This is a genomic window from Curtobacterium flaccumfaciens pv. betae (genome assembly GCF_026241855.1).
Classification (GTDB): domain Bacteria; phylum Actinomycetota; class Actinomycetes; order Actinomycetales; family Microbacteriaceae; genus Curtobacterium; species Curtobacterium flaccumfaciens.
On record NZ_JAPJDC010000001.1, the window covers coordinates 250,482 to 274,177 of the forward strand.

The 23,696-nt window shown below is 72.0% G+C and carries 24 protein-coding genes; 10 read left to right on the forward strand and 14 right to left on the reverse strand.

From position 1 onward, the window contains the following. Window positions 1-50: 50 nt before the first annotated feature. Window positions 51-1,775 carry a ubiquinone-dependent pyruvate dehydrogenase gene (gene poxB / locus ORG17_RS01255; protein WP_214527146.1) on the reverse strand — a complete coding sequence of 575 codons (1,725 nt, stop codon included), beginning with the start codon at window positions 1,773-1,775 and terminating at the stop codon, window positions 51-53. Window positions 1,776-1,873: 98 nt separating this feature from the next. Here poxB and ORG17_RS01260 point away from each other — a divergent pair, with 98 nt between their 5' ends. Continuing rightward, complete coding sequence (locus tag ORG17_RS01260; RefSeq protein ID WP_214527144.1) at window positions 1,874-2,581, forward strand: phosphatase PAP2 family protein; 708 nt, start codon at window positions 1,874-1,876, stop codon at window positions 2,579-2,581. A 154-nt stretch (window positions 2,582-2,735) separates the two neighbouring features. Here the strand turns inward: ORG17_RS01260 and ORG17_RS01265 are convergent, their stop codons facing one another. Then, a complete protein-coding gene (locus ORG17_RS01265; protein WP_214526908.1) occupies window positions 2,736-3,980 on the reverse strand; it encodes a multidrug effflux MFS transporter in 1,245 nt (414 codons plus the stop codon). A gap of 46 nt (window positions 3,981-4,026) precedes the next feature. On the opposite strand from ORG17_RS01265, the gene ORG17_RS01270 reads away from it, so the two are divergent. After that, window positions 4,027-4,467 (forward strand): MarR family winged helix-turn-helix transcriptional regulator, encoded by a 441-nt coding sequence (locus ORG17_RS01270; protein WP_216852147.1) that lies wholly within the window; start codon window positions 4,027-4,029, stop codon window positions 4,465-4,467. Here the strand turns inward: ORG17_RS01270 and soxR are convergent. The 3 genes from soxR to ORG17_RS01285 are packed head-to-tail and all read right to left on the reverse strand — an operon-like array spanning window position 4,464 to window position 6,530. Next, the gene (gene soxR, locus ORG17_RS01275; RefSeq protein ID WP_250892328.1) at window positions 4,464-5,018 is read right to left on the reverse strand and encodes a redox-sensitive transcriptional activator SoxR; all 555 of its coding nucleotides are present in this window, start codon (window positions 5,016-5,018) and stop codon (window positions 4,464-4,466) included. The genes ORG17_RS01270 and soxR overlap by 4 nt on opposite strands. Window positions 5,019-5,028: 10 nt before the next feature. Beyond that, window positions 5,029-6,072 (reverse strand): YdcF family protein, encoded by a 1,044-nt coding sequence (locus ORG17_RS01280; RefSeq protein WP_301565375.1) that lies wholly within the window; start codon window positions 6,070-6,072, stop codon window positions 5,029-5,031. Between the two features lie 2 nt (window positions 6,073-6,074). Further along, complete coding sequence (locus ORG17_RS01285) at window positions 6,075-6,530, reverse strand: iron chaperone (RefSeq protein ID WP_214526905.1); 456 nt, start codon at window positions 6,528-6,530, stop codon at window positions 6,075-6,077. A 90-nt stretch (window positions 6,531-6,620) separates the two neighbouring features. Here ORG17_RS01285 and mgrA point away from each other — a divergent pair, with 90 nt between their 5' ends. Both mgrA and ORG17_RS01295 read left to right on the forward strand, forming a co-directional pair. Further along, window positions 6,621-7,664 carry an L-glyceraldehyde 3-phosphate reductase gene (gene mgrA / locus ORG17_RS01290; RefSeq protein WP_071245810.1) on the forward strand — a complete coding sequence of 348 codons (1,044 nt, stop codon included), beginning with the start codon at window positions 6,621-6,623 and terminating at the stop codon, window positions 7,662-7,664. A gap of 752 nt (window positions 7,665-8,416) precedes the next feature. Next, window positions 8,417-9,679, forward strand: coding sequence for an MFS transporter (locus tag ORG17_RS01295; protein ID WP_214526903.1), 1,263 nt, complete (start codon window positions 8,417-8,419; stop codon window positions 9,677-9,679). A gap of 77 nt (window positions 9,680-9,756) precedes the next feature. On the opposite strand, the gene mnhG is transcribed toward ORG17_RS01295, so the two are convergent. From mnhG to ORG17_RS01330, 7 genes are all read right to left on the reverse strand, one after another. After that, window positions 9,757-10,113, reverse strand: a complete 357-nt coding sequence (gene mnhG / locus ORG17_RS01300; protein ID WP_051597119.1) for a monovalent cation/H(+) antiporter subunit G — start codon at window positions 10,111-10,113, stop codon at window positions 9,757-9,759. After that, window positions 10,110-10,448 (reverse strand): hypothetical protein, encoded by a 339-nt coding sequence (locus ORG17_RS01305; RefSeq protein WP_051597118.1) that lies wholly within the window; start codon window positions 10,446-10,448, stop codon window positions 10,110-10,112. Before ORG17_RS01305 ends, mnhG begins: the two co-directional genes overlap by 4 nt. Then, window positions 10,445-11,026, reverse strand: a complete 582-nt coding sequence (locus ORG17_RS01310; protein WP_214526901.1) for a Na+/H+ antiporter subunit E — start codon at window positions 11,024-11,026, stop codon at window positions 10,445-10,447. Before ORG17_RS01310 ends, ORG17_RS01305 begins: the two co-directional genes overlap by 4 nt. Further along, the gene (locus ORG17_RS01315; protein WP_027467192.1) at window positions 11,023-12,714 is read right to left on the reverse strand and encodes a Na+/H+ antiporter subunit D; all 1,692 of its coding nucleotides are present in this window, start codon (window positions 12,712-12,714) and stop codon (window positions 11,023-11,025) included. The genes ORG17_RS01310 and ORG17_RS01315 overlap by 4 nt, the downstream gene beginning before the upstream one ends. Beyond that, window positions 12,711-13,121: a Na(+)/H(+) antiporter subunit C gene (locus ORG17_RS01320; protein WP_138802360.1), complete on the reverse strand. Its 411-nt coding sequence runs from the start codon at window positions 13,119-13,121 to the stop codon at window positions 12,711-12,713. Before ORG17_RS01320 ends, ORG17_RS01315 begins: the two co-directional genes overlap by 4 nt. Then, a complete protein-coding gene (locus ORG17_RS01325) occupies window positions 13,118-16,030 on the reverse strand; it encodes a Na+/H+ antiporter subunit A (protein WP_214526899.1) in 2,913 nt (970 codons plus the stop codon). Before ORG17_RS01325 ends, ORG17_RS01320 begins: the two co-directional genes overlap by 4 nt. 101 nt (window positions 16,031-16,131) lie before the next feature. Next, the gene (locus tag ORG17_RS01330; protein WP_111058011.1) at window positions 16,132-16,884 is read right to left on the reverse strand and encodes an SDR family NAD(P)-dependent oxidoreductase; all 753 of its coding nucleotides are present in this window, start codon (window positions 16,882-16,884) and stop codon (window positions 16,132-16,134) included. Window positions 16,885-16,929: 45 nt separating this feature from the next. On the opposite strand from ORG17_RS01330, the gene ORG17_RS01335 reads away from it, so the two are divergent. From ORG17_RS01335 to ORG17_RS17980, 6 genes are all read left to right on the forward strand, one after another. After that, window positions 16,930-17,652, forward strand: a complete 723-nt coding sequence (locus ORG17_RS01335; RefSeq protein WP_027467188.1) for an SDR family oxidoreductase — start codon at window positions 16,930-16,932, stop codon at window positions 17,650-17,652. Then, window positions 17,649-18,308, forward strand: coding sequence for a FadR/GntR family transcriptional regulator (locus ORG17_RS18205; RefSeq protein ID WP_035809653.1), 660 nt, complete (start codon window positions 17,649-17,651; stop codon window positions 18,306-18,308). The genes ORG17_RS01335 and ORG17_RS18205 overlap by 4 nt, the downstream gene beginning before the upstream one ends. A gap of 67 nt (window positions 18,309-18,375) precedes the next feature. Further along, window positions 18,376-18,996: a DedA family protein gene (locus ORG17_RS01345; protein ID WP_027467187.1), complete on the forward strand. Its 621-nt coding sequence runs from the start codon at window positions 18,376-18,378 to the stop codon at window positions 18,994-18,996. 40 nt (window positions 18,997-19,036) lie between these two features. Then, window positions 19,037-19,903, forward strand: coding sequence for an SMP-30/gluconolactonase/LRE family protein (locus ORG17_RS01350; RefSeq protein WP_250892348.1), 867 nt, complete (start codon window positions 19,037-19,039; stop codon window positions 19,901-19,903). Window positions 19,904-19,910: 7 nt separating this feature from the next. After that, a complete protein-coding gene (gene rlmC, locus ORG17_RS01355; protein ID WP_214526897.1) occupies window positions 19,911-21,062 on the forward strand; it encodes a 23S rRNA (uracil(747)-C(5))-methyltransferase RlmC in 1,152 nt (383 codons plus the stop codon). 302 nt (window positions 21,063-21,364) lie between these two features. Then, a complete protein-coding gene (locus tag ORG17_RS17980; protein WP_214526896.1) occupies window positions 21,365-22,072 on the forward strand; it encodes a LysM peptidoglycan-binding domain-containing protein in 708 nt (235 codons plus the stop codon). A gap of 81 nt (window positions 22,073-22,153) precedes the next feature. Here ORG17_RS17980 and ORG17_RS01370 read toward each other — a convergent pair whose 3' ends face one another. Together ORG17_RS01370 and ORG17_RS01375 are read right to left on the reverse strand one after the other, a co-directional pair. Then, window positions 22,154-23,197 (reverse strand): LCP family protein, encoded by a 1,044-nt coding sequence (locus ORG17_RS01370; protein WP_214526894.1) that lies wholly within the window; start codon window positions 23,195-23,197, stop codon window positions 22,154-22,156. A gap of 75 nt (window positions 23,198-23,272) precedes the next feature. Beyond that, window positions 23,273-23,680, reverse strand: coding sequence for a MarR family winged helix-turn-helix transcriptional regulator (locus ORG17_RS01375; RefSeq protein WP_111058004.1), 408 nt, complete (start codon window positions 23,678-23,680; stop codon window positions 23,273-23,275). Between the last annotated feature and the right edge of the window lie 16 nt (window positions 23,681-23,696).

Here is a 23,696-nt window from a genome sequence, read left to right on the forward strand (position 1 = left end):
AGGCCCGTGGCGGCGCCGCCACGGGCCTCCAGGCCGTCGTCCGCTCGCGTCTACAGCAGCTGGCGCGCGTTGGTGGACGCGAGGTCCAGCAGCTCGTCGCCGCGACCCGACAGCACCGTGCGGATGGCGTAGAGCGTGAAGCCCTTCGCCTGCTCGAGCGTGACCGCCGGGGGCATGGAGAGCTCCTGGCGGTTCGCGCGGACCGACACGAGTGCGGGGCCGTCGTGCGCGAGCGCGGCGGCCATCGCGTCCTCGAAGTCGTCGGACACGTCGACGTGGAACCCCTTGATGCCGATCGCCTCGGCGACGGCGGCGAAGTCCGGGTTCTGCAGCTCGGTGCCGTAGTTCACGAAGCCGGCGGCCTTCATCTCGAGCTCGACGAAGTTGAGCGACGAGTTGTCGAACACGACGATCTTCACCGGCAGCTTGTTCTGCACGATCGTGATGAGCTCACCGAGGAGCATCGTCAGCCCGCCGTCACCGGCCAGGGCGATCACCTGCCGGTCCGGGAACGCCGTCTGCGCACCGATCGCCTGCGGGACGGCGTTCGCCATCGTGCCGTGCACGAACGAGCCGATCAGCCGGCGCTTGCCGTTCATGGTGAGGTAGCGCGAGGCCCAGACGACGGGGGAGCCGACGTCGGGGATGAACACGGCGTCCTCGGCGGCGAGCCGGTCGAGCACCCGGGCGACGTACTGCGGGTGCAGCGGCTTCTTCCTGCCGGCCGGCACCGCCAGGTCGTCGAGCTTCTCGCGGGTCTTGCGGTAGTGCCGCAGCGAGTCCTCCAGGTGCTTCGTCGGGTGCGAGCCGGTCAGCAGCGGGATGAGGGCGAGGGCGGTGTCCTTGACGGTGCCGACCAGCCCGATGTCGACGGGGTGCCGTCGGCCGAGCTGCGAGCCGCGGATGTCGACCTGCACGTGCTTCGCCTTGGCCGGGAAGAACTGCTGGTACGGGAAGTCCGTTCCGAGCATGAGCACGACGTCGGCGTCCTCCATGGCGCGGTACCCGGAGGCGAAGCCGAGCAGCCCCGTCATGCCGACGTCGTACGGGTTGTCGTACTCGATGTACTCCTTGCCGCGCAGCGCGTGCACGATCGGGGCCTGCAGCCGCTCGGCCAGGGCGACGACCTCGTCGTGGGCGTCCGCGACGCCGGCTCCGGCCAGGATCGTGATCCGGTCGGCACCGTTCAGCAGGTCGGCGGTGCGCTGCAGCTCGGTCTCGCTCGGCACGATGCGCGGGGTGGCCCGCTCGATGCGGGTGGCGCGGTCGTCCTTCGCCTCGGCGAGCAGGACGTCGCCGGGGATCACGAGCACCGCGACGCCGCGCTTCTCGATCGCCTCACGCATGGCGATCTCGAGCAGGCGGGGCATCTGGACGGGGTCGGCGACGTACTCGACGTAGACGGAGCACTCGCGAAACAGCTCCTGCGGGTGTGTCTCCTGGAAGTAGCCGGAGCCGATCTCCGCCGTGGGGATGTGCGCGGCGATCGCCAGCACCGGCACCCGCGAACGGTTCGCGTCGTACAGGCCGTTGATCAGGTGCAGGTTGCCGGGCCCGCAGCTGCCGGCGCAGACGGTCAGGTCACCGGTCAGGGCGGCCTCGGCGGAGGCGGCGAACGCGGCCGCTTCCTCGTGACGGACGTGCTCCCACCGCATCGTGCCGTCCTTGCGCAGGGCGTCGGTGAAGCCGTTCAGGGAGTCCCCGGGCAGGCCGTAGACCCGGTGGATGTCGTTGGCGCGGAGGGTGGCGACGATGTTCTCGGCAACGGTTGGCATGTGCCCTGTCTACTCGCGACCGCTGCGCTGAACGCTTTCGGAGTTTTGTGAGGCTCACTCGCCCTGGGATGCCGGGGTCGTGCTGCGACGATGGCGGGATGACCGACGACGCGCCGCTCCTCCGTCCCCGCCGACGGGAGCCCGCCGCGTACGGGATCCTCGAGCGCTCGCCGTACCCGCTCGTCTCGGTGGCGATCGCCGTCATCGCGGTCGTCGTCATCACCATCGTCGGGTTCACCCTCGGCACCGTGGACCTCGGGCTGTCCAAGGCCCTCAACGCGCTGCACACCGGGTTCATCGGGGCGTTCAGCACGGCGGTCTACCACGTGATCAGTCCGGCACCGGCGATCGGGATCACGGTCGTCGTCGTCGCCGTGATCTGGTGGCGCACGCGAGACCTGCGACCGGCCCTGGCGTTCGGCGGCACCATCGCGATCACCTGGGTGCCGTCCGCGATCGTGAAGGAGATCGTGCACCGCGCCCGGCCCGACGTCGCCGTGCTGCCGCACCCGTTCCCCGTGCAGCCCGACCCCGGGTACCCGAGTGGGCACACGGTCTACATCACGGCGTTCGTGGTCGCCCTGATCTGGTTGCTCCGCGAGACCCGGTGGCACCGGCTCGCCCTGACGCTCGGGGTCGTGGCCATCGTGATCGTGTTCGTCGCGGTGTCGATCGACGCGGTCCACTACCCGACCGACGCCGCTGCCTCGATCCTGTGGGCGCTCGCCGTGGCGCCGGGGGTGCGCGTGGTGTGGGTCGACTGGCTCATGCCGCGGGTGCCGTTCCTGCGGCCGGGGCGGGGCTGACGCCGGGCGGTTTGGGCTGGGCTGGGGCCTGGGGCTGGGGCTGGGGCCTGGGGCTGGGGCGGTTGATGGTGGTCTGGTCGACGCGGAACGACACTGTCGATGTCGTACGACGTCGACAGTGTCGTTCCGGGTCAGCGAGCGGCGCCGTTCCGGGTCAGCGGAGCGTGCTGGTCCGGCCCCGCGCCGCGAGCAGTGCCACGACGGCCACCACGGCGGCGGCGAGCATCACGATCGCCAGCGGCGCCGCGGTGTCCGAGCCGCCGATGCTGACGAGCGGGGACACGAGCGCCGCGAGCCCGAACTGCAGGGCACCGAGCACGGCCGAGGCGCTGCCGGCGGCCGACGGCACGGCACCGAGGGCGAGTGCCGTGGCGTTGCCGAGCACCAGACCGAGCGAACCGACCGCGGTGAACAGCGGCACGGCGAGCCAGATGACCGGCGCCCCGGAGACGACGAGCAGCGCGAACGCCACGGTCGACGCGAGCACCAGCACGATGCCGAGCGACAGCACGCCCGTGACCGAACGGGTCGCGGTGAGCTTGGCGGACAGGATGCTGACGCCCATCAGCGCCAGGGCGTTCAGCCCGAAGGCCAGGCCGTAGCCGACCGTGCCGAAGCCGATCATGTCCTGGTACAGGAACGGCGACGCGGAGATGTAGGCCATCATCACGGCGAACGCGAAGCCGAACACCGCGGTGTAGCCGAGGAACGTGCGGGAGCGCAGGGCACGCAGGGCCGAGCCCGAGCCACGACGTTCCTCGCGCAGCGCGTCGCGGTGTTCCTTCAGGTGGGTCTCGCGGATCACGGCGAGGACCGCGATGAGCATGATGACCGACAGGCCGAGCACGATCGAGAGCAGGCCGCGCCAGCCGATCGGGCCGGTGAGCAGGCCGCCGAGCAGCGGTGCGACGACCGGGGCGACCCCGCCGACGATCATCATGAGCGAGAACGCGCGGGCGGCGGACTTGCCGGTCGCCAGGTCGGAGATGACCGCACGGCTGATCACCATGCCGGCCGCACCGCCGAGGCCCTGCAGCAGGCGGGCCGCGATGAGCACGCCGATGTTCGGCGCGAGCACCGCGGCGATGCTGGCGAGCACGCACACCGCGGCACCGGCGATGAGCGGCGGCACGCGGCCGAACCGGTCGGACAGCGGACCGAACACGAGCTGGCCCGCGGTCACGCCCACCAGGAACGCGGTGAGGGTGAGCTGGACGGCGGTGGCGCTCGCCCCGAGCTCGGAGGTCATCTGCGGGAACGCCGGCAGGTACAGGTCGGTGGCGAAGGGGGCGACGGCACTGAGCAGGCCGAGCACCAGGAGCAGCGCGGTCGTGATGCCCTGCTGCTTGGTCGTGGGTGTCGCGATCGTCGCGCGGATGGTTCCGGTGTCCGTGGTCATTGTTATGAAAGCATAACTCATTGCCGGAGATCGGTACAGTACGGTCATGCACTCCGCCGTGTCCGACCACGTCCTCGCCGAGTTCGCGGACGTCCTGCTCCGGATCGCGCGTGACATCGACCCACACGGCTCCGAGACCCTCGACATCGTGCCGCTGACCGGAACCGAAGCGCTCGTGATGCGCTGGATCAACCGCAACCCCGGCACCTCGCCCAGTGCCACCGCCGAGGCGACCGCCCTGCAGCGCAGCAACCTCAGCGTCGCACTCCGGTCGCTCGTGGCGAAGGGCATGGTCGAGCGGCGCCAGGACCCGGCGGACGCCCGGACCGTGCAGCTGCACTCGACCGCCCTGGCCCAGGAGAGCGTGGACCGGCTCTACCGGCACTGGTCCGGCAAGCTCCGGACGGCCCTCGGCGGCGACGAACGGGGTGCGGTCGAGGCGCTGGAGCTGCTGCAGCGGATCGACGACGGGCTCCGCGCGGGCTAGGCGACAGCGTCCTCGGCGGCGGCGGCGGCGGCAGCGGCGGCTGCGTCGTTGTCGGCGGCGGTGGCGGTGGCATCGTCCGCCGCCTCGTCCTGGATCGGCAGCAGGCGACGCGCGCCGTGCCCCTCGTCGCCCAGGGTGTCGCCCGGGTTCACGACCGAACACGCTCCGAGCGAGACGCACCCGCAGCCGATGCACTGCGTCATCTCCTGCTGCAGGCGCTCGAGCTCGAGCTGGCGGGCCCGCAGCCGTGCGCGCCACCGTTCGTTCAACCGGTTCCAGTCGCGCAGCGAGGGCATGCGGTCGGCGGGCAGCGCCTCGAACTGCTCGGCGACCTCGCTCAGCGGGATGCCGAGGCGTTTGGCCACCTGGATGATCGCGATCCGCCGTTCGACGTGCCGCGGGTACATCCGCGTCCCGCCGTCGGTGCGCTCCGGGTGGATCAGGCCCTTGCGCTCGTAGAAGTGCAGGGCCGAGGCGGCGACGCCCGTGCGGCGGACGATCTCGCCGATGGGCAGCAGGTCGGTCGGCCGCGGTGCCTGGATCTCGACCATGGTGGAGATCCTACTGCTGGAACGACTCCCAGAGCAGGAACCCGGTGAACAGCACGAACGGCGTGCAGGCGACCACGTTGAGCCAGCGGTGCTCGACGACCACCGCGGCGAACTCGCGCAGGAATGCAATCGGTACGTAGTACGCCGCCGTGCGCGCGCCGACGACCTGGGCGGGCAGATCGAGGCGGCGGGCCAGGGTCGCCGCCCGCAGCACGTGGTAGTTGTTCGTGACCACGACCATCTGGCCGTCCCGACCGGCGGCCGTCTGCACGCCCCGCGAGAACCGGAGGTTCTCGCGGGTGTTCCGCGACGCGGTCTCCGCGACGACGTCGTCCGCGTCGGCTCCGTGCGCGACCAGGTACTCGGCCATCGCGGTGCCCTCGGGGCGGGGTTCGTCGTCGCCCTGTCCGCCGGACGGCACGAGGAGCGGTCGGCGTCCGGCTGCCCGTTCGGCCTGGTAGACGCCGAGCGCCCGGTCGAGCCGGCTCTGCAGCAGGGGCGGGACCTCGCCGTGCACCAGCCCGGAGCCGAGGACCACGATCGTGTCGGGGACGATGCCGTGCCGCGTCCGCCCGTAGACCACGGAGTACAGGGCGAACGCGACCAGCGACAGCGCGAAGTACCCGCAGACGAACACCATCAGCACGGCGATCGCGATCTTCGTGCCGTCCCACAGCGTGAAGCCCTCGCCGCTGCCCGAGACGAGCAGGGCGATGGCGACCGCCGGTAGCACGAACACCGCCACCCCGGCGGCGAGCGACAGCAGGTTGCCGACGCTGCGCCCCTCGGCCCGGAGCATCTGCAGACCGTTCGCGACCAGGGCGACCCCGAGCACCACGACGGCCAGCGGCACGAGCAGCAGCACCACGGCGACGAGCAGGCTGAACCCGGGGACCACCCTGGTCAGCACGGCCACGACCGTCGCGAGCCCGAACAGCACGGCCGCCGTCAGGAACACCCCGTTGCGGAGCATCCGCGGGTCCCGTCGCCGCCCCAGGACGTACAGCACCAGGAACAGCAGGGCGAAGACGGGAGCGGCGCCCAGCCCGAGCACCGTCAACCGACCGCGCGACGGATCAGGTCGGCCACCCGTGCCTCGTCGGCCTCGGAGAACTCGGGGCTGATCGCCCACGACGTCGGCCAGAACGTGCCGTCGTCGAGCGCGGCCGAGTCCTGGAACCCGAGCGTCGCGTAGCGGGCCTTGAACTTCGCGGCATCCTGGAAGAAGAACACCGCCTTGCCGTCCCGCGCGTAGGCGGGCATGCCGTACCAGAGCTTCGGCGCGAGCTCGGGCGCGACCTCGAGCGCGATGCGGTGGATGCGCTCCGCCAGCCCCCGGTCCGGCTGGGGCATCTCGGCGATCTTGGCCTCGACCGCAGCGGCGTCGGCCGCTGCCTTCTCGGCCTTGGTGCCCTTCGTGCCGCGGGAGCGCTTGACCTCTGCGGCGTGCTCCTGCATCGCCGCGCGCTCCTCGTCGGTGAAGGTGGTCTCGGTCTTCGTCGTCCGTGCCATCGTCGTCTCCTCGTGGTCTGGTGCACCCATCATGGGTCCGCGAAGCGAAGCGTGCGAGGCCCGGGCCCGATCGAGTGCCAGGCTCGTCCCATGACCTACATCGCCAGTGACGACCGCTACGACTCGATGACGTACCGCCGGACCGGCCGCTCGGGCCTCGACCTGCCGCTGCTCTCCCTGGGGTACTGGCACAACTTCGGGGACGACATGCCCTTCGAGAACCAGCGTGCCATCAGCCGCCGGGCGTTCGACCTCGGGATCACCCACCACGACCTCGCGAACAACTACGGCCCGCCGTACGGTGCCGCCGAGGTGAACTTCGGCCGCCTGATGCGCGAGGACTTCCGGCCCTACCGCGACGAGATGGTCATCTCGACGAAGGCCGGCTGGGACATGTGGCCGGGGCCGTACGGGCAGGGCGGTGGCTCGCGCAAGTACGTGCTCGCCTCGCTCGACCAGTCGCTGCAGCGCACGGGCCTGGACTACGTCGACGTCTTCTACTCGCACCGTCTCGACGCCTCGACCCCGCTCGAGGAGACGATGGGTGCCCTGCACACCGCGGTCCAGCAGGGCAAGGCGCTGTACGTCGGGATCTCGTCGTACGACGCCGAGCGCAGCCGGCAGGCGGCCGAGATCCTCCGCGACCTCGGCACGCCGCTCCTCATCCACCAGCCCTCGTACTCGATGCTCAACCGCTGGATCGAGACCGAGGGGCTGCTCGACGCCGCCGGCGAGCTCGGCTTCGGAGTCATCGGCTTCACCGCGCTGGCGCAGGGGCTGCTGACCGGCAAGTACCTGAACGGTGTGCCCGAGGACTCCCGCGCGGCAGCGGGCAAGTCCCTCGACGCGTCGAGCATCACGCCCGAGGTCGTCGAGCACCTCCGTGCCCTGAACGACGTCGCGGCCGCCCGCGGACAGTCCCTCGCGCAGCTCGCCCTCGCCTGGGCGCTCCGGGACGAGCGGGTGACCTCGCTCGTGATCGGCGCCTCGCGGGTGTCGCAGCTCGAGGACAACGTCGCCGCGCTGTCGAACACCTCGTTCACCGACGAGGAGCTCCGCGTCATCGACGAGCACTCCGTCGGCATCACGGATGTCGACCTGTGGGCGGGAGCCCGCGCGGGCGAGGTCTCCTGACCCGAGCGCCACGCCGCAGCAGTCCCTCGGCCGGTCGTATCTCGTCGCTCGGCGGATCCCGCCGACTGGTCAGGACACGTCGCGGGTCGCGTGCCGACCGGTCACGGACTGTCGGCTGGCGGCGCCGCAGGCGACGGTCTGCGACCGCACCGCGGACGGTCGACGGGGTGTCGTGACCGGTGCGGGGCCCTGGGCGCGCGGTGCGGCGGCCGGGAGGCCCGGGACACCCCGCCACGCGCCTCCCGTCCATCGTCCGGTCGCGTCGTGTCGCGTGGTCGGCCCGCGCCGAGTGGTCGCGACACGTCGCGCATCCCGTGCCGTCCGGTCACGAACTGTCGGCTGGCGGCGCCGCAGGCGACGGTCTGCGACCGCACCGCGGGGCGCGGGCGGGGGTGTCGTGACCGGTGCGGGGCCCTGGGCGCGCGGTGCGGCGGCCGGGAGGCGCGGGGCACCCCGCCACGCGCCTCCCGTCCGTCGTCCGGTCGCGTCGCGTCGCGTGGTCGGCCCGTACCGACCGGTCACGAACTGTCGGCTGGCGGCGCCGCAGGCGACGGTCTGTGACCGCACCGCGGTTGGCCGGTGGGACGGCGCCCGGAGCGAACTCCTCCGGTGCGCGGTGGCCGATTGGTACCATCGACAGCGTTCGACAACACGCAGTGTGTATCTACCGGCCGCCGGCTCCCCGGCGGACAACGGCGGCACCCGATGGGTCCGCCGCCACCGAACCGGGCGGGCCGAGAAGGCACACCCCAATGCTCCAGACCCGCTCCACCGGCGACACCCCCGCCACCGGCGACGCCCCGCCCGCTCCGGACCGCTCGCTCGTCTCCCTCGCCGGACGCTGGTACTTCCCCGTGGCGTTCATCGCCCGGCTCCCCTTCGCGATGATGGTGGTCGGTGTCCTCACCCTCGTCGTCGCCGCCCGTGACTCCGTCGCCCTCGGTGGCATCAACTCCGCCGCCGTCGGCATCGGCTCCGCGATCTTCGGCCCGATGGTCGGCGCCGCCGCGGACCGCTTCGGACAGCGCGCGGTGCTCGTTCCCGTCGGCCTGGTGAACGCGGCGCTGCTCGGGCTCTTCCCGTTCGTCGTCAGCGGCACCGCGCCCGACCTCGCGGTCCTCGCGGTCGCGTTCTGCATCGGTGCCTCGGCCCCGCAGGTCGCCCCGATGTCCCGCACCCGGCTCGTCGCGATCATCCGGCAGCGCACGGCCCCGGCGCGGCGCGAGAAGACCCTCAGCGGCACCATGGCCTACGAGTCCGCCGCCGACGAGACCGTGTTCATCATCGGCCCGTTCCTGGTCGGCATCCTCGCCAGCGCGATCGCCCCGTGGGTGGCCGTCGCCGGCGCCTCGGTCCTGACGTTCGTGTTCGTGACGGCGTTCGCCCTGCACCCGACCGGCAAGCTCGTGGTCGGCCAGCACGCGGAGTCGACGCAGGCACCCGCGCGGCAGCTCCTGCGTCCGCGGCTCGTCGTCGTGGTCATCGGCATCCTCGGCATCGGGCTGTTCTTCGGCTCGACGCTCACCTCGTTGACGGCGTTCATGGAGACCCACGGCGAGGCCTCGCAGGCCGGCCTGCTCTACGGCCTGATGGGCATCGGGTCCGCCGGGCTGGCACTCGGGTCGGCGGCGTTCCCCCGGGCCTTCGGCCTCGGCTGGCGCTGGCTCGTCTTCGGCGTCGTGCTCCTCGCCGGTGCGGTCGCGTTCGCCAGCGCCGACTCCGTCGTCGCCGCGGGCGTGGTCCTCGCGGTCATGGGCATCGGGATCGGACCCACCCTGGTCGCCCAGTACAGCCTCGGCTCGGACCGGTCACCCGTCGGCCGCTCCGCCACCACGATGACGATCCTCGGGTCCGCCGTCATCGTCGGCCAGTCGATCGCCTCCGCCATCACCGGTGACGTCGCCGAGCACCACGGCACCGCCGCAGCGATGCTGCTGCCGGCGGCCTCCGCCGCGATCGTCGTGGTCGCCGCGGCCCTCAACCTGCTGCTCCCGCGTCGGGTCGCGACCGCCTGACCGCGAACGTGAGCGCCTGACGGAGCGGAGGCCCGTGGCGATGCCGCCACGGGCCTCCGGTCCGGCAGATCGGTGCGTCAGGACTCCGTGTCGTCGACGAGCAGGTCCTCGTGCCGGTAGTCGTCGGCGCGCAGGCCGGCGCGGGCGATCATGTGCGTCGACACGGGCACCAGGAACAGCTGGAACACCATGATCGGCAGCACGACCCAGAACGCCGTCCACGTCCACACCGCGACGACGATGGCGGCCAGCGCGAGTGCGAGCCCGAGCACCTGCGGCTTCGCCATCGCGTGCAGACGGACGAGCGGGTCCGGGAACCGGACGATGCCGACCCCGGCGCCGAGCGACAGCAGCGACCCGACGAGCAGCAGCGCGATGGCGATCCATGCGCGGATGCCTGCGTCGTCGACGAACGACTCGATGATCTCGATCACGACTGGTCCTCCTCGGCGCGCTCGGGGGTGGTGACGGTCAGTCCCTCGTCGGACGGGTCCGCCGAGGGCGTGACGGCCCGGGCCACGGCGACCGTGGCGAACACGCTCGTCGCCGAGATCACCACGAGCACGGGGATGCCGGTCAGGTCCTGGCGGATGACCATCGCGGCGGCGATCACCACGAGCACGGTGGTCAGCACCATGTCGGAGCCGATCATGCGGTCGAGGATGGTCGGGCCGCGCACGATCCGGAACACCGCGAGGGCGAACGTCGCCCCGAGGAGCGCGAGCACGAGCGCGACGGCGATGCCCATCACGACGACGGCGGGGCTCACCGGGTCACCGCCGGCAGTGGCTCGGACAGCTCGGAGACGTCCTGCTTGGAGCCCAGTGCGCGGATGACCATGGCCTCGATCCGGAGTGCGACGCGGCGTTCGTCCTCGACCTGCTCCGGGCGCTCGGTGTCGAGCACGTGGAGCAGCAGGCGACGGCGCCGCAGGTCCACGTCGGCGACGTACGAGCCGGGCACGAGCGAGATCGCGAGCGTGGCCAGCGTGAAGGTCATCTCGGACGTGGAGTGCAGCTGCACGAGCGTGATCGAGCTCCGCCGCACACCGCGGGGACGGAACGCGACCCACGCGACCCGGAAGGACGCCACGACGACGAGCCCGGACCACACCACCAGGAACCGCAGCACGTGCACGATCGAGAACCGTGCGGACAGCGGGACCGGCGGGAGCGGCAGCGCCTGGGTGACGAGGAGCGCCACGACGATGCCGCACAGCAGCGTCAGCGGGGTCCACGACCCCCAGAGCAGCGCCCAGAGCACGGTGAGTCCCGCGACGAGGGGCACGTCGTAGCGCCACGCCAGCGCGATCCGCCTGGCGTTGGAGATGCGGCGGACGTCGGTCATCGCTCACCTCCGAGCACGGCCTGCACGTAGCGGTCGGGCGACTCCAGCGACTCCGCTGCGCGGGTCGCGTAGCCGTAGAGCGGGCCGGCGACGACGGTCAGCGCGACGGACCCGAGCACCGCGATCGTCGTCACCCCGACGAGCATGCGCGGCAGGCGCACCTTCTCGGGAGCCTCGCCGACCGCCTCGGTCGCGCCGGTGGTCGGACTGGAGGCGGTGGCTGCGTGCGGTGCGTCGGTGACCGTCACCGAGCCTCCCGGGTGGTAGGCCTCGCCCGTCTCCTCGGACACGGTGAGGGGAGCCGGTTCCGGCGACCGCAGGTGGGCGTGCGGTTCCGCGCTCGTCGCGTGCGGGGCGGCGGCCTCGGCCGCCGGCTTCGGCCGCCAGAAGGCGGCGTCCCAGACCCGCATGAGCGCGTACAGGGTGAGCAGCGAGGTGACGACGCCGGCGCCGATGGTGACGTACGCCATCGGGGAACCGTCCTCGGCGGCGGCGCGGAACAGGCCGAGCTTGCCGATGAAGCCGGAGAACGGCGGGATCCCGCCCAGGTTGAACGCGGGGATCAGGTACAGGGCAGCCAGCAGCGGTGCGGCCTTCAGCAGTCCGCCGAGCGACCGGGTCGAGGTCGTCCCGCCGACGCGTTCCATCAGGCCGGACACCAGGAACAGCGTGGTCTGCACGACGATGTGGTGCACCGTGTAGAACACCGCTGCCGCCGTCCCCGCGACGGTGCCGAGTCCGACGCCCATCACCATGAAGCCGATGTGGCTGATCAGCGTGAAGGACAGCAGCCGTTTCACGTCGGTCTGCGACACCGCGCCGAGCACCCCGACCACCATCGTCAGTGCGGCGACGACGAGCAGCACCTCGTTGAGCTGTGGTCGCGGGAAGATCACCGTCTCGAGTCGGATGATCGCGTAGATGCCGACCTTGGTCAGCAGGCCCGCGAAGACCGCGGTGACCGGTGCCGGGGCCGTCGGGTACGAGTCCGGCAGCCAGAACGCCAGCGGGAACACGGCCGCCTTGATGCCGAACCCGATCAGCAGCATCGTGTGCAGGAGCAGCTGGACGTGCTCCGGCAGGTCGGCGACGCGCTCGCTGATCTGCGCGATGTTCACCGTGCCGGTGGCGCCGTAGACCAGACCGATGGCGGCGAGGAAGATCGCCGACGCGATCAGGCTCGTGACGATGTACGTCGTGCCGGCCCGGACGCGCTGTTCGCTGCCGCCCAGCGTGATGAGCACGTAGCTCGCCACCAGCAGCATCTCGAACGCGACGTACAGGTTGAACAGGTCGCCCGCGATGAACGAGTCGAGCACGCCGGCGGCGAGCACCAGGTACGTCGGGTAGAAGATCGTGACCGGGGCGTCCTCGTCGTCGGCGGCCAGACCCTGGCCGATCGAGAACAGCAGGACGAGCAGCAGGACGCTCGCACTGACGGTGAGCAGCAGGGCGCTCAGCCGGTCGACGACGAGCGAGATGCCGTACGGGGCGTCCCAGCCGCCGACCTGCACCACGATCGTGCCGTGCCGGTCGACCAGGACCATGAGCGTGGCGGCCACGGCCAGGGCCACGACGAGCACCACGACGGTGATCGCACGCTGGAGTTTCTGGTGCCGGAGGAGTCCGAGCGCGACCGCGGCACCGAGCAGCGGGACGAGGACGAGGAGCGGGACGAGCCAGGTCATCGGGTCGCCTCCTGTTCTGCGTCGGTGGTGGTCTCCGGGTCCTCGTCGGCCGGCTCGTCACGGTCACGGCCGATCGCGGCGTCGGCCTCGTCGACCTCGACCTCGTCGGCGCGGGACAGCTGCCACGACCGGTGGATCAGGGCCAGCAGGAACGCGCTCACGGCGAAGGTGATCACGATCGCGGTCAGGGCGAACGCCTGGGGGAGCGGATCGGTGATGCCCTCGGCGCTCTCGCCGATCGGCGGGTCGCCCGCGGCGCCGGACATCACCAGCAGCAGCAGGTTGAGCGAGTTGCCGAGCAGCAGGAAGCCGAGGAGCATCCGGGTCAGGGAGCGTTCGAGCAGCAGGTAGACGCCGCACGAGAACAGCACCGCCATGGCGATCACGAGGACGAGGGTGACGGTCATGTGGCGCTCCCTTCCGGGGTGGGGGCATCGAGGGTGTCGCTGACGGACCCCTCGGTGGTGTCGCGGGTCGGGGTCGAGGCGTCCTCGAGGCGCTGCCGGTCGACCTCGGCGCCGAGGCTGCGGAGGACGTCGAGCACCAGGCCGACGACGACCAGGTACACGCCGATGTCGAAGAACGTGGCGGTGACGAACTCGACGTGTCCGAGGATCGGGACGGTGGCCTCGAAGAACTCGGAGTACAGGGCTTCGCGACCGAAGAACAGCGGCACGATCGCCGTGACGGCGGCCGTCGCGACCCCCAGGCCGAGCAGGCGACCGGCACGCACCGGGGCCGCTGCGCCGAGTTCGGCGGGACCGCCGGCCAGGTAGCGGGCCGCGAGGGCGATGCCGGCGACCAGGCCCCCGGCGAACCCGCCGCCGGCCGAGTTGTGGCCGGCGAACAGCAGGTAGAGCGACAGCACGATCAGGCCGTGGAACAGCAGTCGGACGACCACGTCGAGCAGGGCCGAGCGGCCGGTCGGGATCGCGGCGCTCGTCGGCAGCCAGGCGCGGGGTTCACCGTCGGTGCGCTCGCCGTTCGCGGTCAGGGTCTCCGGCAGGTCACGCAGTCGCGGCAGGGTGTCCTCGCGCGAGTTCACGAAGATCAGGCTCGCGACGCCGGTGGCCGCGGCGACCACGACGGTGAGCTCACCGAGGGTGTCCCAGCCGCGCAGGTCGACGAGGGCGACGTTCACGACGTTCAGACCGTGCCCGAACGAGCTCGTCAGCGCGGGCAGGTCGGGCCAGAGGGGGCGGGCCGTGCGGGCGGAGGCGGCCACCACGACGACGATCGCCAGTGTCAGCCCCGCCAGACCGGCGAAGAGCGCCCGCACGACCCGGAACTGCGACGGGTTGGTGGTGGCGATGCGCGGGGGCAGCCGCCGGAGGACCAGGACGAACGCGATCAGGGTGACCGTCTCGACCACGAGCTGCGTCAGGGCGAGGTCGACGGCACCGTGCAGGACGAACAGCACCGAGAGGCCGTAGCCGGTGACGCCGACCAGCACGGCGGCGGCGAACCGGGTCTTCGCCGTGAGCACCGCGATGCCGGCGATCGACATCACGATCATCACCGGGATCTGGCCCCACGAGTCGGCGAACCGGACGTGGAACTCCCACGGCCCGCCGAGCACCAGGTTGGCGAGCGCCCCGGCGACGAAGACCGACAGGATCACCGTCAGGTAGTAGGGGAGCGAGCCGCGCTGCAGGCTCGCGGTGAGTCCGGTCGCTCCGCGGTCGAGCAGTCGCATGCCGTGCCGGTACGTGCCCGCGGCACTCGGGAACCCGGCGAGCCGGTGCTGGAGTGCCTCGACCGGGCGGCGCAGGGCGAACAGTGCGAGGCCGCCGACCAGGGTGATCGCGGACAGGCCGAGTGCGGGTTCGAGGCCGTGCCAGAGCGCGAGGTGCGGGACCTCCTGTCCGCCGAGCGCCGCGGTCGTCGCAGCGGGCTCGATGCCGTGCGCGACCACCGGCGTGAACAGGCCGAGTGCGAGCCCGGCCAGCGCGAGCACCGAGGGCACGACGGCGAGGCCGTGCAGGGCGTGCGGCTCGGTGGTCGCGACGCCGGGCTTCCGGGCGAAGGCACCCCACAGGAACCGCAGCGAGTAGGCCACGGTCAGCACCGAACCGACGGTCACGCCGATCAGGGCGAACCAGGCCCAGCCGGCGTCGGGACCGTGCAGGGACTCGGTGAACCCGGTCAGCACGGCTTCCTTCGCGACGAACCCGATCGTCGGTGGGATCCCGGCCATCGACACCAGCGCGAGCACCGCGACGACCGCCAGCCACGGGCGGGCACGCCCGAGTCCGCTGAGCCGGCCGAGGTCACGCGTGCCCGTGACGTGGTCGATCGCGCCGACCACGAGGAAGAGCGTCGACTTGAAGGCGGCGTGGGCCACGAGGAGTGCGACCCCGCCGAGGGCGACCGCGGGCGCACCCCAGCCGGCGGCGAGCACGAGGAACCCGAGCTGGGCCACGGTGCCGTAGGCGAGCAGGAGCTTGAGGTCGGTCTGCCGCAGTGCCCGGTACCCGCCGACGAGCATCCCGGCGACGCCGAGCAGCGTGATCGTCTCGCGCCAGCCGTCGAGCAGCGCGAACGCCGGGGCGAGCCGGGCCACCAGGTAGATGCCGGCCTTCACCATCGCGGCGGCGTGCAGGTACGCGCTGACCGGGGTGGGTGCGGCCATCGCGGCGGGGAGCCAGAAGTGGAAGGGCACGATCGCCGACTTCGTGAGCGCCCCGAGCAGCACCAGGACCACCGACACCGAGACGATCGTGCCGCTCGGGGGATCGGCGACGATCGCGGACAGCGAGGTCGTGCCCGCCGTGACCGAGAGCATCACGAGGCCCGCGAGCATCGCCAGGCCACCGGCGGTGGTCACCACGAGGGCCTGCATGGCGGCGGCGCGACTGGCACGCTTCGCGGCGTCGTGCCCGATGAGCAGGTAGGAGAAGACCGTCGTGGCCTCCCACAGGACGAACAGCACGATCACGTCGTCGGCGATCACGAGGCCGTACATCGAGCCGGCGAAGGCGGTCAGGACCCCGGCGAACCGACCGAGCCCGGGTTCGTCCCGCGCGAAGTACGAGGCGCAGTAGACCAGCACCAACGCGCCGACGATCGACACGACCAGTGCGAGCACCCACGACAGGGCGTCCATCCGCAGCGCGACGTCGAGGTCGAGCTGGGGGACCCACCGGTGCCGTTCGACGACGCTGCCGTGCAGGGCGGCGTCGGTCTGGGCGATCGTCAGCGCCGCCGCCGCGGCGGGGGCGAGGGCCGCTACGTAGAAGACGCGGCGGCCGAGGACGGGGGTCAGGGCGGGGACGATCAGGGCGACGATCGCGAACGCGACGAGGACGAGGACCATCGGGCACCTCCTCGGGGTCGGGCTGCAGTCCGGCTCACTGGGCTTTCACAGCCTACGGAGGAGGCCATGTGGAGAACCTGAGCGGCCGGACAGCAGTCCGCTCAGGTCCGGCCGTGCGCTCGGGCGGGGATCTGCGTCGCGAGCTTGCCGCCGGAGACGTCGAGCAGGGTGCCGGTGATGTACCCGGAGGCGTCGCTCGCCACGAAGACGAGCAGGTCGGCGACGTCGTCCGGCGTCTCCCACCGGCGGAGCGACAGCGTGTCGAGCAGGCGGTCCTGCGCCTCGGCCGGCATCGTCGCGAAGCCGTTCATCGCCGTCGGCACCATGCCCGGTGCGTAGGCGTTCACGGTGATCCCCCACGGGCCGAGCTCCGACGCCAGGACCCGGGTGAAGGAGACGACGGCGGCCTTCGACGCCGCGTAGGCCGCGCTCCCGACGCTGGGTACGATCGCCGCGAACGAGGCGGCGTTGATGATCCGACCGCGCCCGGCCGCCTGCATCACCGGAGCGACGGCCTGGCTCATCAGGAACGTGCCGCCGAGGTTGACGTCCATGCAGCGGCGCCAGGCGTCCCACTCCAGTTCGGCGACCGTGCCCGTGACGTTGATGCCGGCGTTGTTGACCAGCACGTCGATCGTGCCGTGCCGCCCGACGACCTCGTCCACGGCGTCGTGCACCGACTGCGGGTCGGCGACGTTGCACACGACGTGGTCGAGCGGGAAGTCCGGCTCGAAGGCCAGGTCGAGCGCGACGACGCGGCACCCCTCGCTGACGAAGCGGTCGGCGAGGGTGCGGCCGATCCCGCGCGCTGCGCCGGTCACGACGACCACGCGGTCGGTCAGGTCGAGGTGCATCGTTGCTCCCGTCGTCGGTGGCTTCAATAGGCATACTATTCGAGCATGACGGATCAGCGTGTGCTCTGGGTCACGGGTGGGGGCAGCGGCATGGGAGCCGCGAGCGCCGAGGCGGCGGCGCGGGACGGCTGGACCGTGGTGCTCAGCGGACGTCGTGCCGACCGGCTCGAGCAGGTTGCGCGCACCGTCCGCGGCGCCGGGGGAACCGCGGACGTCCTGCCCCTCGACGCGAACGACCCCGACGCCGTCACCGCCGCGCGGGACGCCGTGCTCGAGCGGCACGGCCGGCTCGACGGGCTCGTGCTGGCGGCCGGGCTCAACGCCCCGCGACGCCGGTGGGACGACCAGTCGCTCACCGACTTCCGCGCGATCGTGGACACGAACCTCACCGCCGTCGTCACGCTGGTGGACGCCGCGCTGCCGGCACTCCGCGCGACCGGCGGCGTGGTCGTCGTGGTGTCGTCGTACGCCGGGTGGTCCTTCCAGCCGGGGGCGGGTGTCGCGTACTCGGCGAGCAAGTCCGCGCTCGCGTCGGTCGTCCGCACGCTCAACCAGCAGGAGGCCGAGCACGGCGTCCGTGCCACGCACCTGTGCCCGGGTGACGTGGCGACGGACTTCCTCGACCAGCGGCCGGAGGTCCCCGATGCGGCCGCCCGGCAGCGCATGCTCCAGCCGGAGGACGTGGGGCGGACGGTCGCCTTCGTGCTCGGGGTGCCGGCGCACGTGCGCATCGACGAGCTCGTGGTGTCGCCGGTCGCGCAGCGGTGACGAGCACCTTCGAACGGGTCCTCGACCAGGTCGGTGCCGCCGTCGTCTCCGGTGCCGTCGCCGTGGGCAGCCGCCGGAGCATCGACGACCTGGTGGCCTGGACGGGTGCCAGTCGCAGCATCGTCCGCGAGGCCGTCCGGGTCCTCGTCGCCCTCGGCCTGCTCACCGCGCGGCAGCGGGTCGGCGTGACCGTGCTCGGCGTGCGGGAGTGGGACGTCCTCGACCCGCGCGTGGTGCGGTGGCGTCTGCGGGGCCCGGACGCCGACCGCGTGGCGGTCGAGCTCCGTGAGCTGCGTGCGGCGGTCGAGCCCGCCGCCGCTGCCGCAGCAGCCCGGCGGGTGGCGCTCGACGAGTTCGCGGACCGACGGGAGGCCCTCCGCACCACCGCGGACGAACTCGCCGCCGCCGCGACCCGCGACGACCGCCCCGACTTCGTGGCCGCGGACGTGCGGTTCCACGCGCTCGTGCTCGACCTGTCCGGCAACGCGCTGTACCGACGACTGCACCAGGTCGTCGGTCAGGTGCTGCGCGAACGCGGGAGCGTCCGCCCGGACCGGCACGACGTCGGCCTCCACCTCGCACTCGCCGATGCCGTCCTCGACGGTCGCCCGGACGAGGCGGCCTCGACGATGCGGGCGATCGTCGACCGCACGTGAGCGGAGCGCCCCGGACCTGCGAGGATGGACCCCGGTGTGCCCCTCCGGTGCCCGTGGAGGGTGAGTCGTGGACGCAGCACAGGACCTGGTCGTCCAGCTCGTCGGCACCCCGTGGGCGTTCTTCGTGGTCGGCCTCGTGCTCGCCGTGGGCAGCGTCGCGGTGTTCCTGCCCAGCCAGGCACTCGTCGTCGCGATCGGCACGCTCCTGGTGGGCGGTGACGGCGGTCTCCTGCCGGTCCTGTTCCTCGTCGTCGCGGCGTCGATCGGCATGGTCCTCGGCGACCTCGGGCTCTACCACCTGGCGCGTTCCGTCGACCTCGGCTCGAGGTCGTGGTTCTCGCGTCCGAAGGTCCGCGCGGCCCGGGACGCCATCGACGGCCGCTACCGTGCTGCTCCCGGGCGCATCGCGGTGCTCGGACGCTTCATCCCGATGGGCCGGTTGACGACGAACCTGGTCGGCGCGGACAGCGGGCTCGACCTCCGGCGGTTCCTGCTCAGCTGCGTGCTCGCCGACGTCGTCTGGGCGGCGTACTGCGTCGGCATCGCCTCGGCCACCGGTCGTTGGAGTCGCGAGCAGCCGTTCCTCGTCACGACCCTCGCGGTCGTCGCGTCGATCCTGCTCGGCCTGGCGATCTCCGCGATCGAGAAGGCCGTGCGACGACGCACCGAGGCGGCGGCCGCGGCCTGACGAACGTAGGGTGGGCACCCCGTTCGAAGGAGAACCCGTGCTGTTCGACGACCTCGTGCCGGACCGCGACGCGCTCGAGCGCATCGCCACCGGCAGCACCTGGGCCGAGGGGCCCTGCTGGATCCCGTCGACGCGCACGCTGCGGTGGTCCGACATCCCCGGCGACCGGATCCTGCAGTGGCATGCCGACTCGGGGGAGACCTCGGTGTATGCGGACGGTGTCGAGTTCACCAACGGCCGCACGCTCGGTCGGGACGGCAGCGTCGTGCAGTGCTCGCACGGCCTGCGTCGGGTCGAGCGTGACCGCGACGGCGTCGTCACGCCGATCGTGGACGTGTGGGACGGGGGCCGCTTCAACTCCCCGAACGACGTCGTGGTCGCGCGGGACGGCGGCGTCTGGTTCACGGACCCCGCCTACGGCATCACGCAGCCGCGTGAGGGGCACCCGGGTGTGCGCGAGTACGGCGACCACTGGGTGTTCCGGTGCGGACCGGAGGGCGAGGGCCTGCGACCCGTGGCGACCGACCTGGACGAGCCGAACGGCCTGGCGTTCGACCCGGACGAGCGGGTGCTGTACATCGCGAGCTCGTCGGGCGACGAGCCGGTCATCCGCGCCTACGACCGCCGTGGCGACCTGCTGAAGAACGGCCGGGTGTTCGCGCGGCTCGAGCCCGGAGAGGGTGCGCCGGACGGCATCCGGGTCGACGTGCACGGCAACGTCTGGTCGTCCTCCCACCACGGTGTCGTCGTGTTCGACCCCGAGGGAGCCCGGATCGGAGCGGTCGCCGTGCCGGAGGTCACGTCGAACCTGTGCTTCGGCGGCGACGACGGCACGACGCTGTTCCTGACCGCGACGACGTCGGTGTACCGGATCGCCACGACGACGCGGGACGCTGCCGTATCCTGACTCGGCCATGCAGTGCGACTACTTCGACCGCGGGGTGTGCCGGTCGTGCACGCTCATGGGCCAGCCCTACGCCGACCAGGTCCTCGACAAGGAACTCCGCACGCGCGAGCTCCTGCACGACGCGGTCGAGGCTGCCGGTGGCCCCGGAGCGGTCTCCTGGTCGCCCGCGATCACCAGCCCGGAGTCCGGGTACCGGAACAAGGCGAAGATGGTCGTGGGCGGATCCGTCCAGCACCCCACCGTCGGGATCCTCGACCACCGGCAGCGCGGCGTGGACCTGCGGCACTGCGGGATCTGCACGCCCGGCATCCGGCACGCGTTGCCCGTGCTCGCCGAGTTCGTCTCGACCGCGGGGCTGATCCCGTACGACGTCGCCGCGCGCCGGGGGGAGCTGAAGTACGTCCTGGTCACCGAGTCGCCCGACGGCGAGCTGATGATCCGGTTCGTCCTGCGCTCCGAGGGGCAGCTGCCACGGCTCCGCCAGCACCTCGCCGCCCTGCGCGCCGCGCTGCCGAACGCGGTCGTGGTGACCGTCAACCTGCTGCCCGAGCACAAGGCCGTCACCGAAGGCGACCGCGAGATCGTGCTGACCGAGCCGGAGACGCTGCCGATGCGGCTCGGCGGGATCACGATGCACCTGCGGCCGCAGAGCTTCTTCCAGACGAACACCGGTGTCGCGACCGAGTTGTACGCGCAGGCGACCGCCTGGATCGACGAGCTCGAACCCGCGTCGATGTGGGACCTGTACTGCGGCGTCGGCGGGTTCGCGCTGCACGCAGCCCGCCCCGGCCGCGTGGTGACCGGCATCGAGACGAGTGCCGAGGCGATCCGCTCCGCCAAGCAGTCCGCTCGTGAAGCCGGCCTCGAGGGTCTCCGGTTCGCCGCTGACGACGCGACCGAGCACGCACTCCGGGCCCGTCCGGACGCGGTGCCCGAGCTCGTCGTCGTGAACCCGCCGCGTCGCGGGATCGGCGAGCGGTTGTCGACCTGGCTCGAGGAGTCGGACGTGCAGCACGTCGTGTACTCGAGCTGCAACCCCGTGACCCTGGCGAAGGACCTGGCACGCATGCCGTCGTTCCGGCTGCGTCGGGCCCGGGTGCTCGACATGTTCCCGCAGACCGGTCACCTCGAGGCCGTGACCCTGCTCACGCGGGGCTGATCCCGAGCGCTGATCGGCATTGCCAGGGAATTGCCAAGGATACGTACCCGGGTACGGCTCGATCACCATGGCCATGGGGATCCGCCCGTTCAGGTTCGGGGTAGGGGTACATAGCATGCACGGGTAGAACCGTTTGTCTCGGTTTGATAACGGTCAAGAGTTTCCTATGGTTGCCGACCGAGGTGCCGCCGGCCCGATGACCACTGCCCCCGGTGGCGCACCCCCACAACTGACCGCGATCGGTCGGGGTGGGCAGTGGATTCCGCAGCAGATGCGGCTCGTGACCCCGGTGGAGCAATCACATGAAGAAGCTTTCCCGTACCCGCACCATCGTCGGTGGCCTGGCGTTCGCCGGCATCGCCGCGACCGGTGTCGGCCTCGCGGCAGCCCCCGCGAACGCAGCGTCCGGTTCGACCTGGGACCAGCTCGCGCAGTGCGAGTCCGGTGGCAACTGGGCCATCAACACCGGCAACGGCTACTACGGCGGCCTGCAGTTCAACCTCGGCACCTGGCAGGCGAACGGTGGCGCGGGCAACCCCGCCTCCGCCAGCCGCGAGGCCCAGATCGCCGTCGCCGAGCGTGTCCTCGCCTCGCAGGGCTGGGGCGCATGGCCCGCCTGCTCCGCCCAGCTCGGGCTGAGCGGGACCAGCGGTGCGGCCCCCGCCGCGGCGGCTCCGGCCCCCGCACCGGCTCCGGCTCCGGCCCCCGCCCCCGCACAGCAGGCTGCCCCGCAGCCCGCCGCACCGGCACCGGCTCCTGCCGAGCAGGCCGCCCCGCAGCCGAGCACGACCGAGTCGACGCCCGCCCCGGCAGCGACCACGCCGAGCAAGCCGGCCCCGGTCAAGACGAGCGGTAAGACCTACAAGATCACCTCGGGCGACACGCTCGACACGATCGCGACGAAGCTCGGGATCGACGGCGGCTGGAAGCAGCTCTGGGCCGCGAACACGTCGACCATCGACGACGCGAACCTGATCTACGCCGGCCAGGAGCTCCAGCTCCCCGCCTGATCTCTCCGCAGACCGAACACGACGACGCCCCACGACTCGAGTCGTGGGGCGTCGTCGTGCGTGCGGCCTCGCGGTGCCGGACTACTGCGGGTTGTCGGCGAGCCAGCCCGCCACGTCGTCGGACCGGAGCGCCTGGGACAGGGACCCGACGGCGAGCTCGTTCAGGTTCACGATCGACTGCCCGTCCGGTGCCGTCCCGGAGCCCGCGGTCGGCACCGTGAAGGTCACGAGGTCGTCGGCCCGGACCGCTCGGAGCGACCACCCGAGTTCCGCCATCCGAGTGAACGAGAACCCGGCGTCGACCGACAGGTGCGCACTCGTCGCGGCGACGAAGTCCTGGATGCGCCCGGGGTTGGTGACGGTGCCACGGGACAGCAGCCCGTTCACGACGCCGCGCATGAACGCCTGCTGGTTGCGGACGCGGGTGTGGTCGGCGTCGACGAAGGAGTAGCGCTCTCGGACGAAGGCCAGTGCTGCGGCCCCGTCGAGCCGGTTCGCCCCGGCTGTGAAGTCGTGGCCGCGTGCCGAGAACGCCAGGGGGGAGTCGACCGTGACGCCGCCGAGGGCATCGGTCATGTCCTCGAACCCGGCGAAGTCGATCTCCGCCACGTGGTCGATCCGGATGTCCAGGAGTTGTTCGACGGTCTCCGTGGTGAGGGCGACCCCACCCCAGGAGTAGGCCGCGTTGATCTTCGCGCGTCCGTGTCCGGGGACCTCGACCCACGAGTCGCGCATGATCGACATGAGGTACACGTGCTGTCGATCGGCGGGGACGTGCGCCAGCATCAGGGTGTCGGAGCGCCCGCCGAGCTCGGGCCGCGCGCCCTCGGGGCCGCCCTGCGCGCGAACGTCGGACCCGATGAGCAGGATGTTCTCACCGCTGGACGTGCTCGGCCGCGCACCGCTCGGGAACGGGTCGGCGATGGTGTCGCGACCGGCGTCGAAGCTCCGCGCGAGCCCGCCGACGAAGACGCTCGCCACGACGGCGAGGACCAGGGCGACGCCGACGAGCGAGCCGAGCGTCGCGACCAGGGCGACCAGGAACGGTCGACGTCGCTGCGTGCTGTGACGGGGTGCGCGGAGGGTGTGTGCTGCGGCCGCCCGGGCGGCTCGGCGTTCGGACATGCGGGACTCCTGTGGTCAGGTCGGCACGCACCGACCACAGGATCTTATCGCATGTGGTATTTCAAGAACAGTGTGTCACTCCGACGGCGGTCCGGCGAGCAGCTCGCCCAGTGCCGTCCGGAGCGCCGGGTCCTCCGGCAGGACCTCGCGCTCGATGTGCCGCGCGGTCTCCCACGCGGACCGGCCGGCGGGCGTCACGCTGACCACACGGCGCCGACGATCGGCGGGGTGCGGGGTGCGTTCGACGAGACCGTCCCGCTCCATCCGCTCGAGGGTACGGGACATCGTCTGCGGCTGGACCCGGGCCGTGCGGGCGATGGTGTCGGCGCCGGTCGGTCCGGTCCGGATGAGGATGTCGATCGCGACGACCGCGGCGTGCGAGAGCCCGATGGCGCGGAGGCGTTCGTCCCAGTCCCGTTCGACGGAGCGCGCGGCCGCGGACAGCAGGCGCCCGAGGGGCCACTGCTCGGTCGTGTCCTGCATGTCGTGATTCTATGGT

Bases quoted from the DNA above. Each gene is read 5' to 3' on its own strand.
- poxB (WP_214527146.1), bottom strand. From the start codon at position 1,775: ATGCCAACCGTTGCCGAGAACATCGTCGCCACCCTCCGCGCCAACGAC.
- ORG17_RS01260 (WP_214527144.1), top strand. From the start codon at position 1,874: ATGACCGACGACGCGCCGCTCCTCCGTCCCCGCCGACGGGAGCCCGCC.
- ORG17_RS01265 (WP_214526908.1), bottom strand. From the start codon at position 3,980: ATGACCACGGACACCGGAACCATCCGCGCGACGATCGCGACACCCACG.
- ORG17_RS01270 (WP_216852147.1), top strand. From the start codon at position 4,027: ATGCACTCCGCCGTGTCCGACCACGTCCTCGCCGAGTTCGCGGACGTC.
- soxR (WP_250892328.1), bottom strand. From the start codon at position 5,018: ATGGTCGAGATCCAGGCACCGCGGCCGACCGACCTGCTGCCCATCGGC.
- ORG17_RS01285 (WP_214526905.1), bottom strand. From the start codon at position 6,530: ATGGCACGGACGACGAAGACCGAGACCACCTTCACCGACGAGGAGCGC.
- mgrA (WP_071245810.1), top strand. From the start codon at position 6,621: ATGACCTACATCGCCAGTGACGACCGCTACGACTCGATGACGTACCGC.
- ORG17_RS01295 (WP_214526903.1), top strand. From the start codon at position 8,417: ATGCTCCAGACCCGCTCCACCGGCGACACCCCCGCCACCGGCGACGCC.
- ORG17_RS01310 (WP_214526901.1), bottom strand. From the start codon at position 11,026: ATGACCGACGTCCGCCGCATCTCCAACGCCAGGCGGATCGCGCTGGCG.
- ORG17_RS01315 (WP_027467192.1), bottom strand. From the start codon at position 12,714: ATGACCTGGCTCGTCCCGCTCCTCGTCCTCGTCCCGCTGCTCGGTGCC.
- ORG17_RS01320 (WP_138802360.1), bottom strand. From the start codon at position 13,121: ATGACCGTCACCCTCGTCCTCGTGATCGCCATGGCGGTGCTGTTCTCG.
- ORG17_RS01325 (WP_214526899.1), bottom strand. From the start codon at position 16,030: ATGGTCCTCGTCCTCGTCGCGTTCGCGATCGTCGCCCTGATCGTCCCC.
- ORG17_RS01330 (WP_111058011.1), bottom strand. From the start codon at position 16,884: ATGCACCTCGACCTGACCGACCGCGTGGTCGTCGTGACCGGCGCAGCG.
- ORG17_RS01335 (WP_027467188.1), top strand. From the start codon at position 16,930: ATGACGGATCAGCGTGTGCTCTGGGTCACGGGTGGGGGCAGCGGCATG.
- rlmC (WP_214526897.1), top strand. From the start codon at position 19,911: ATGCAGTGCGACTACTTCGACCGCGGGGTGTGCCGGTCGTGCACGCTC.
- ORG17_RS17980 (WP_214526896.1), top strand. From the start codon at position 21,365: ATGAAGAAGCTTTCCCGTACCCGCACCATCGTCGGTGGCCTGGCGTTC.
- ORG17_RS01370 (WP_214526894.1), bottom strand. From the start codon at position 23,197: ATGTCCGAACGCCGAGCCGCCCGGGCGGCCGCAGCACACACCCTCCGC.
- ORG17_RS01375 (WP_111058004.1), bottom strand. From the start codon at position 23,680: ATGCAGGACACGACCGAGCAGTGGCCCCTCGGGCGCCTGCTGTCCGCG.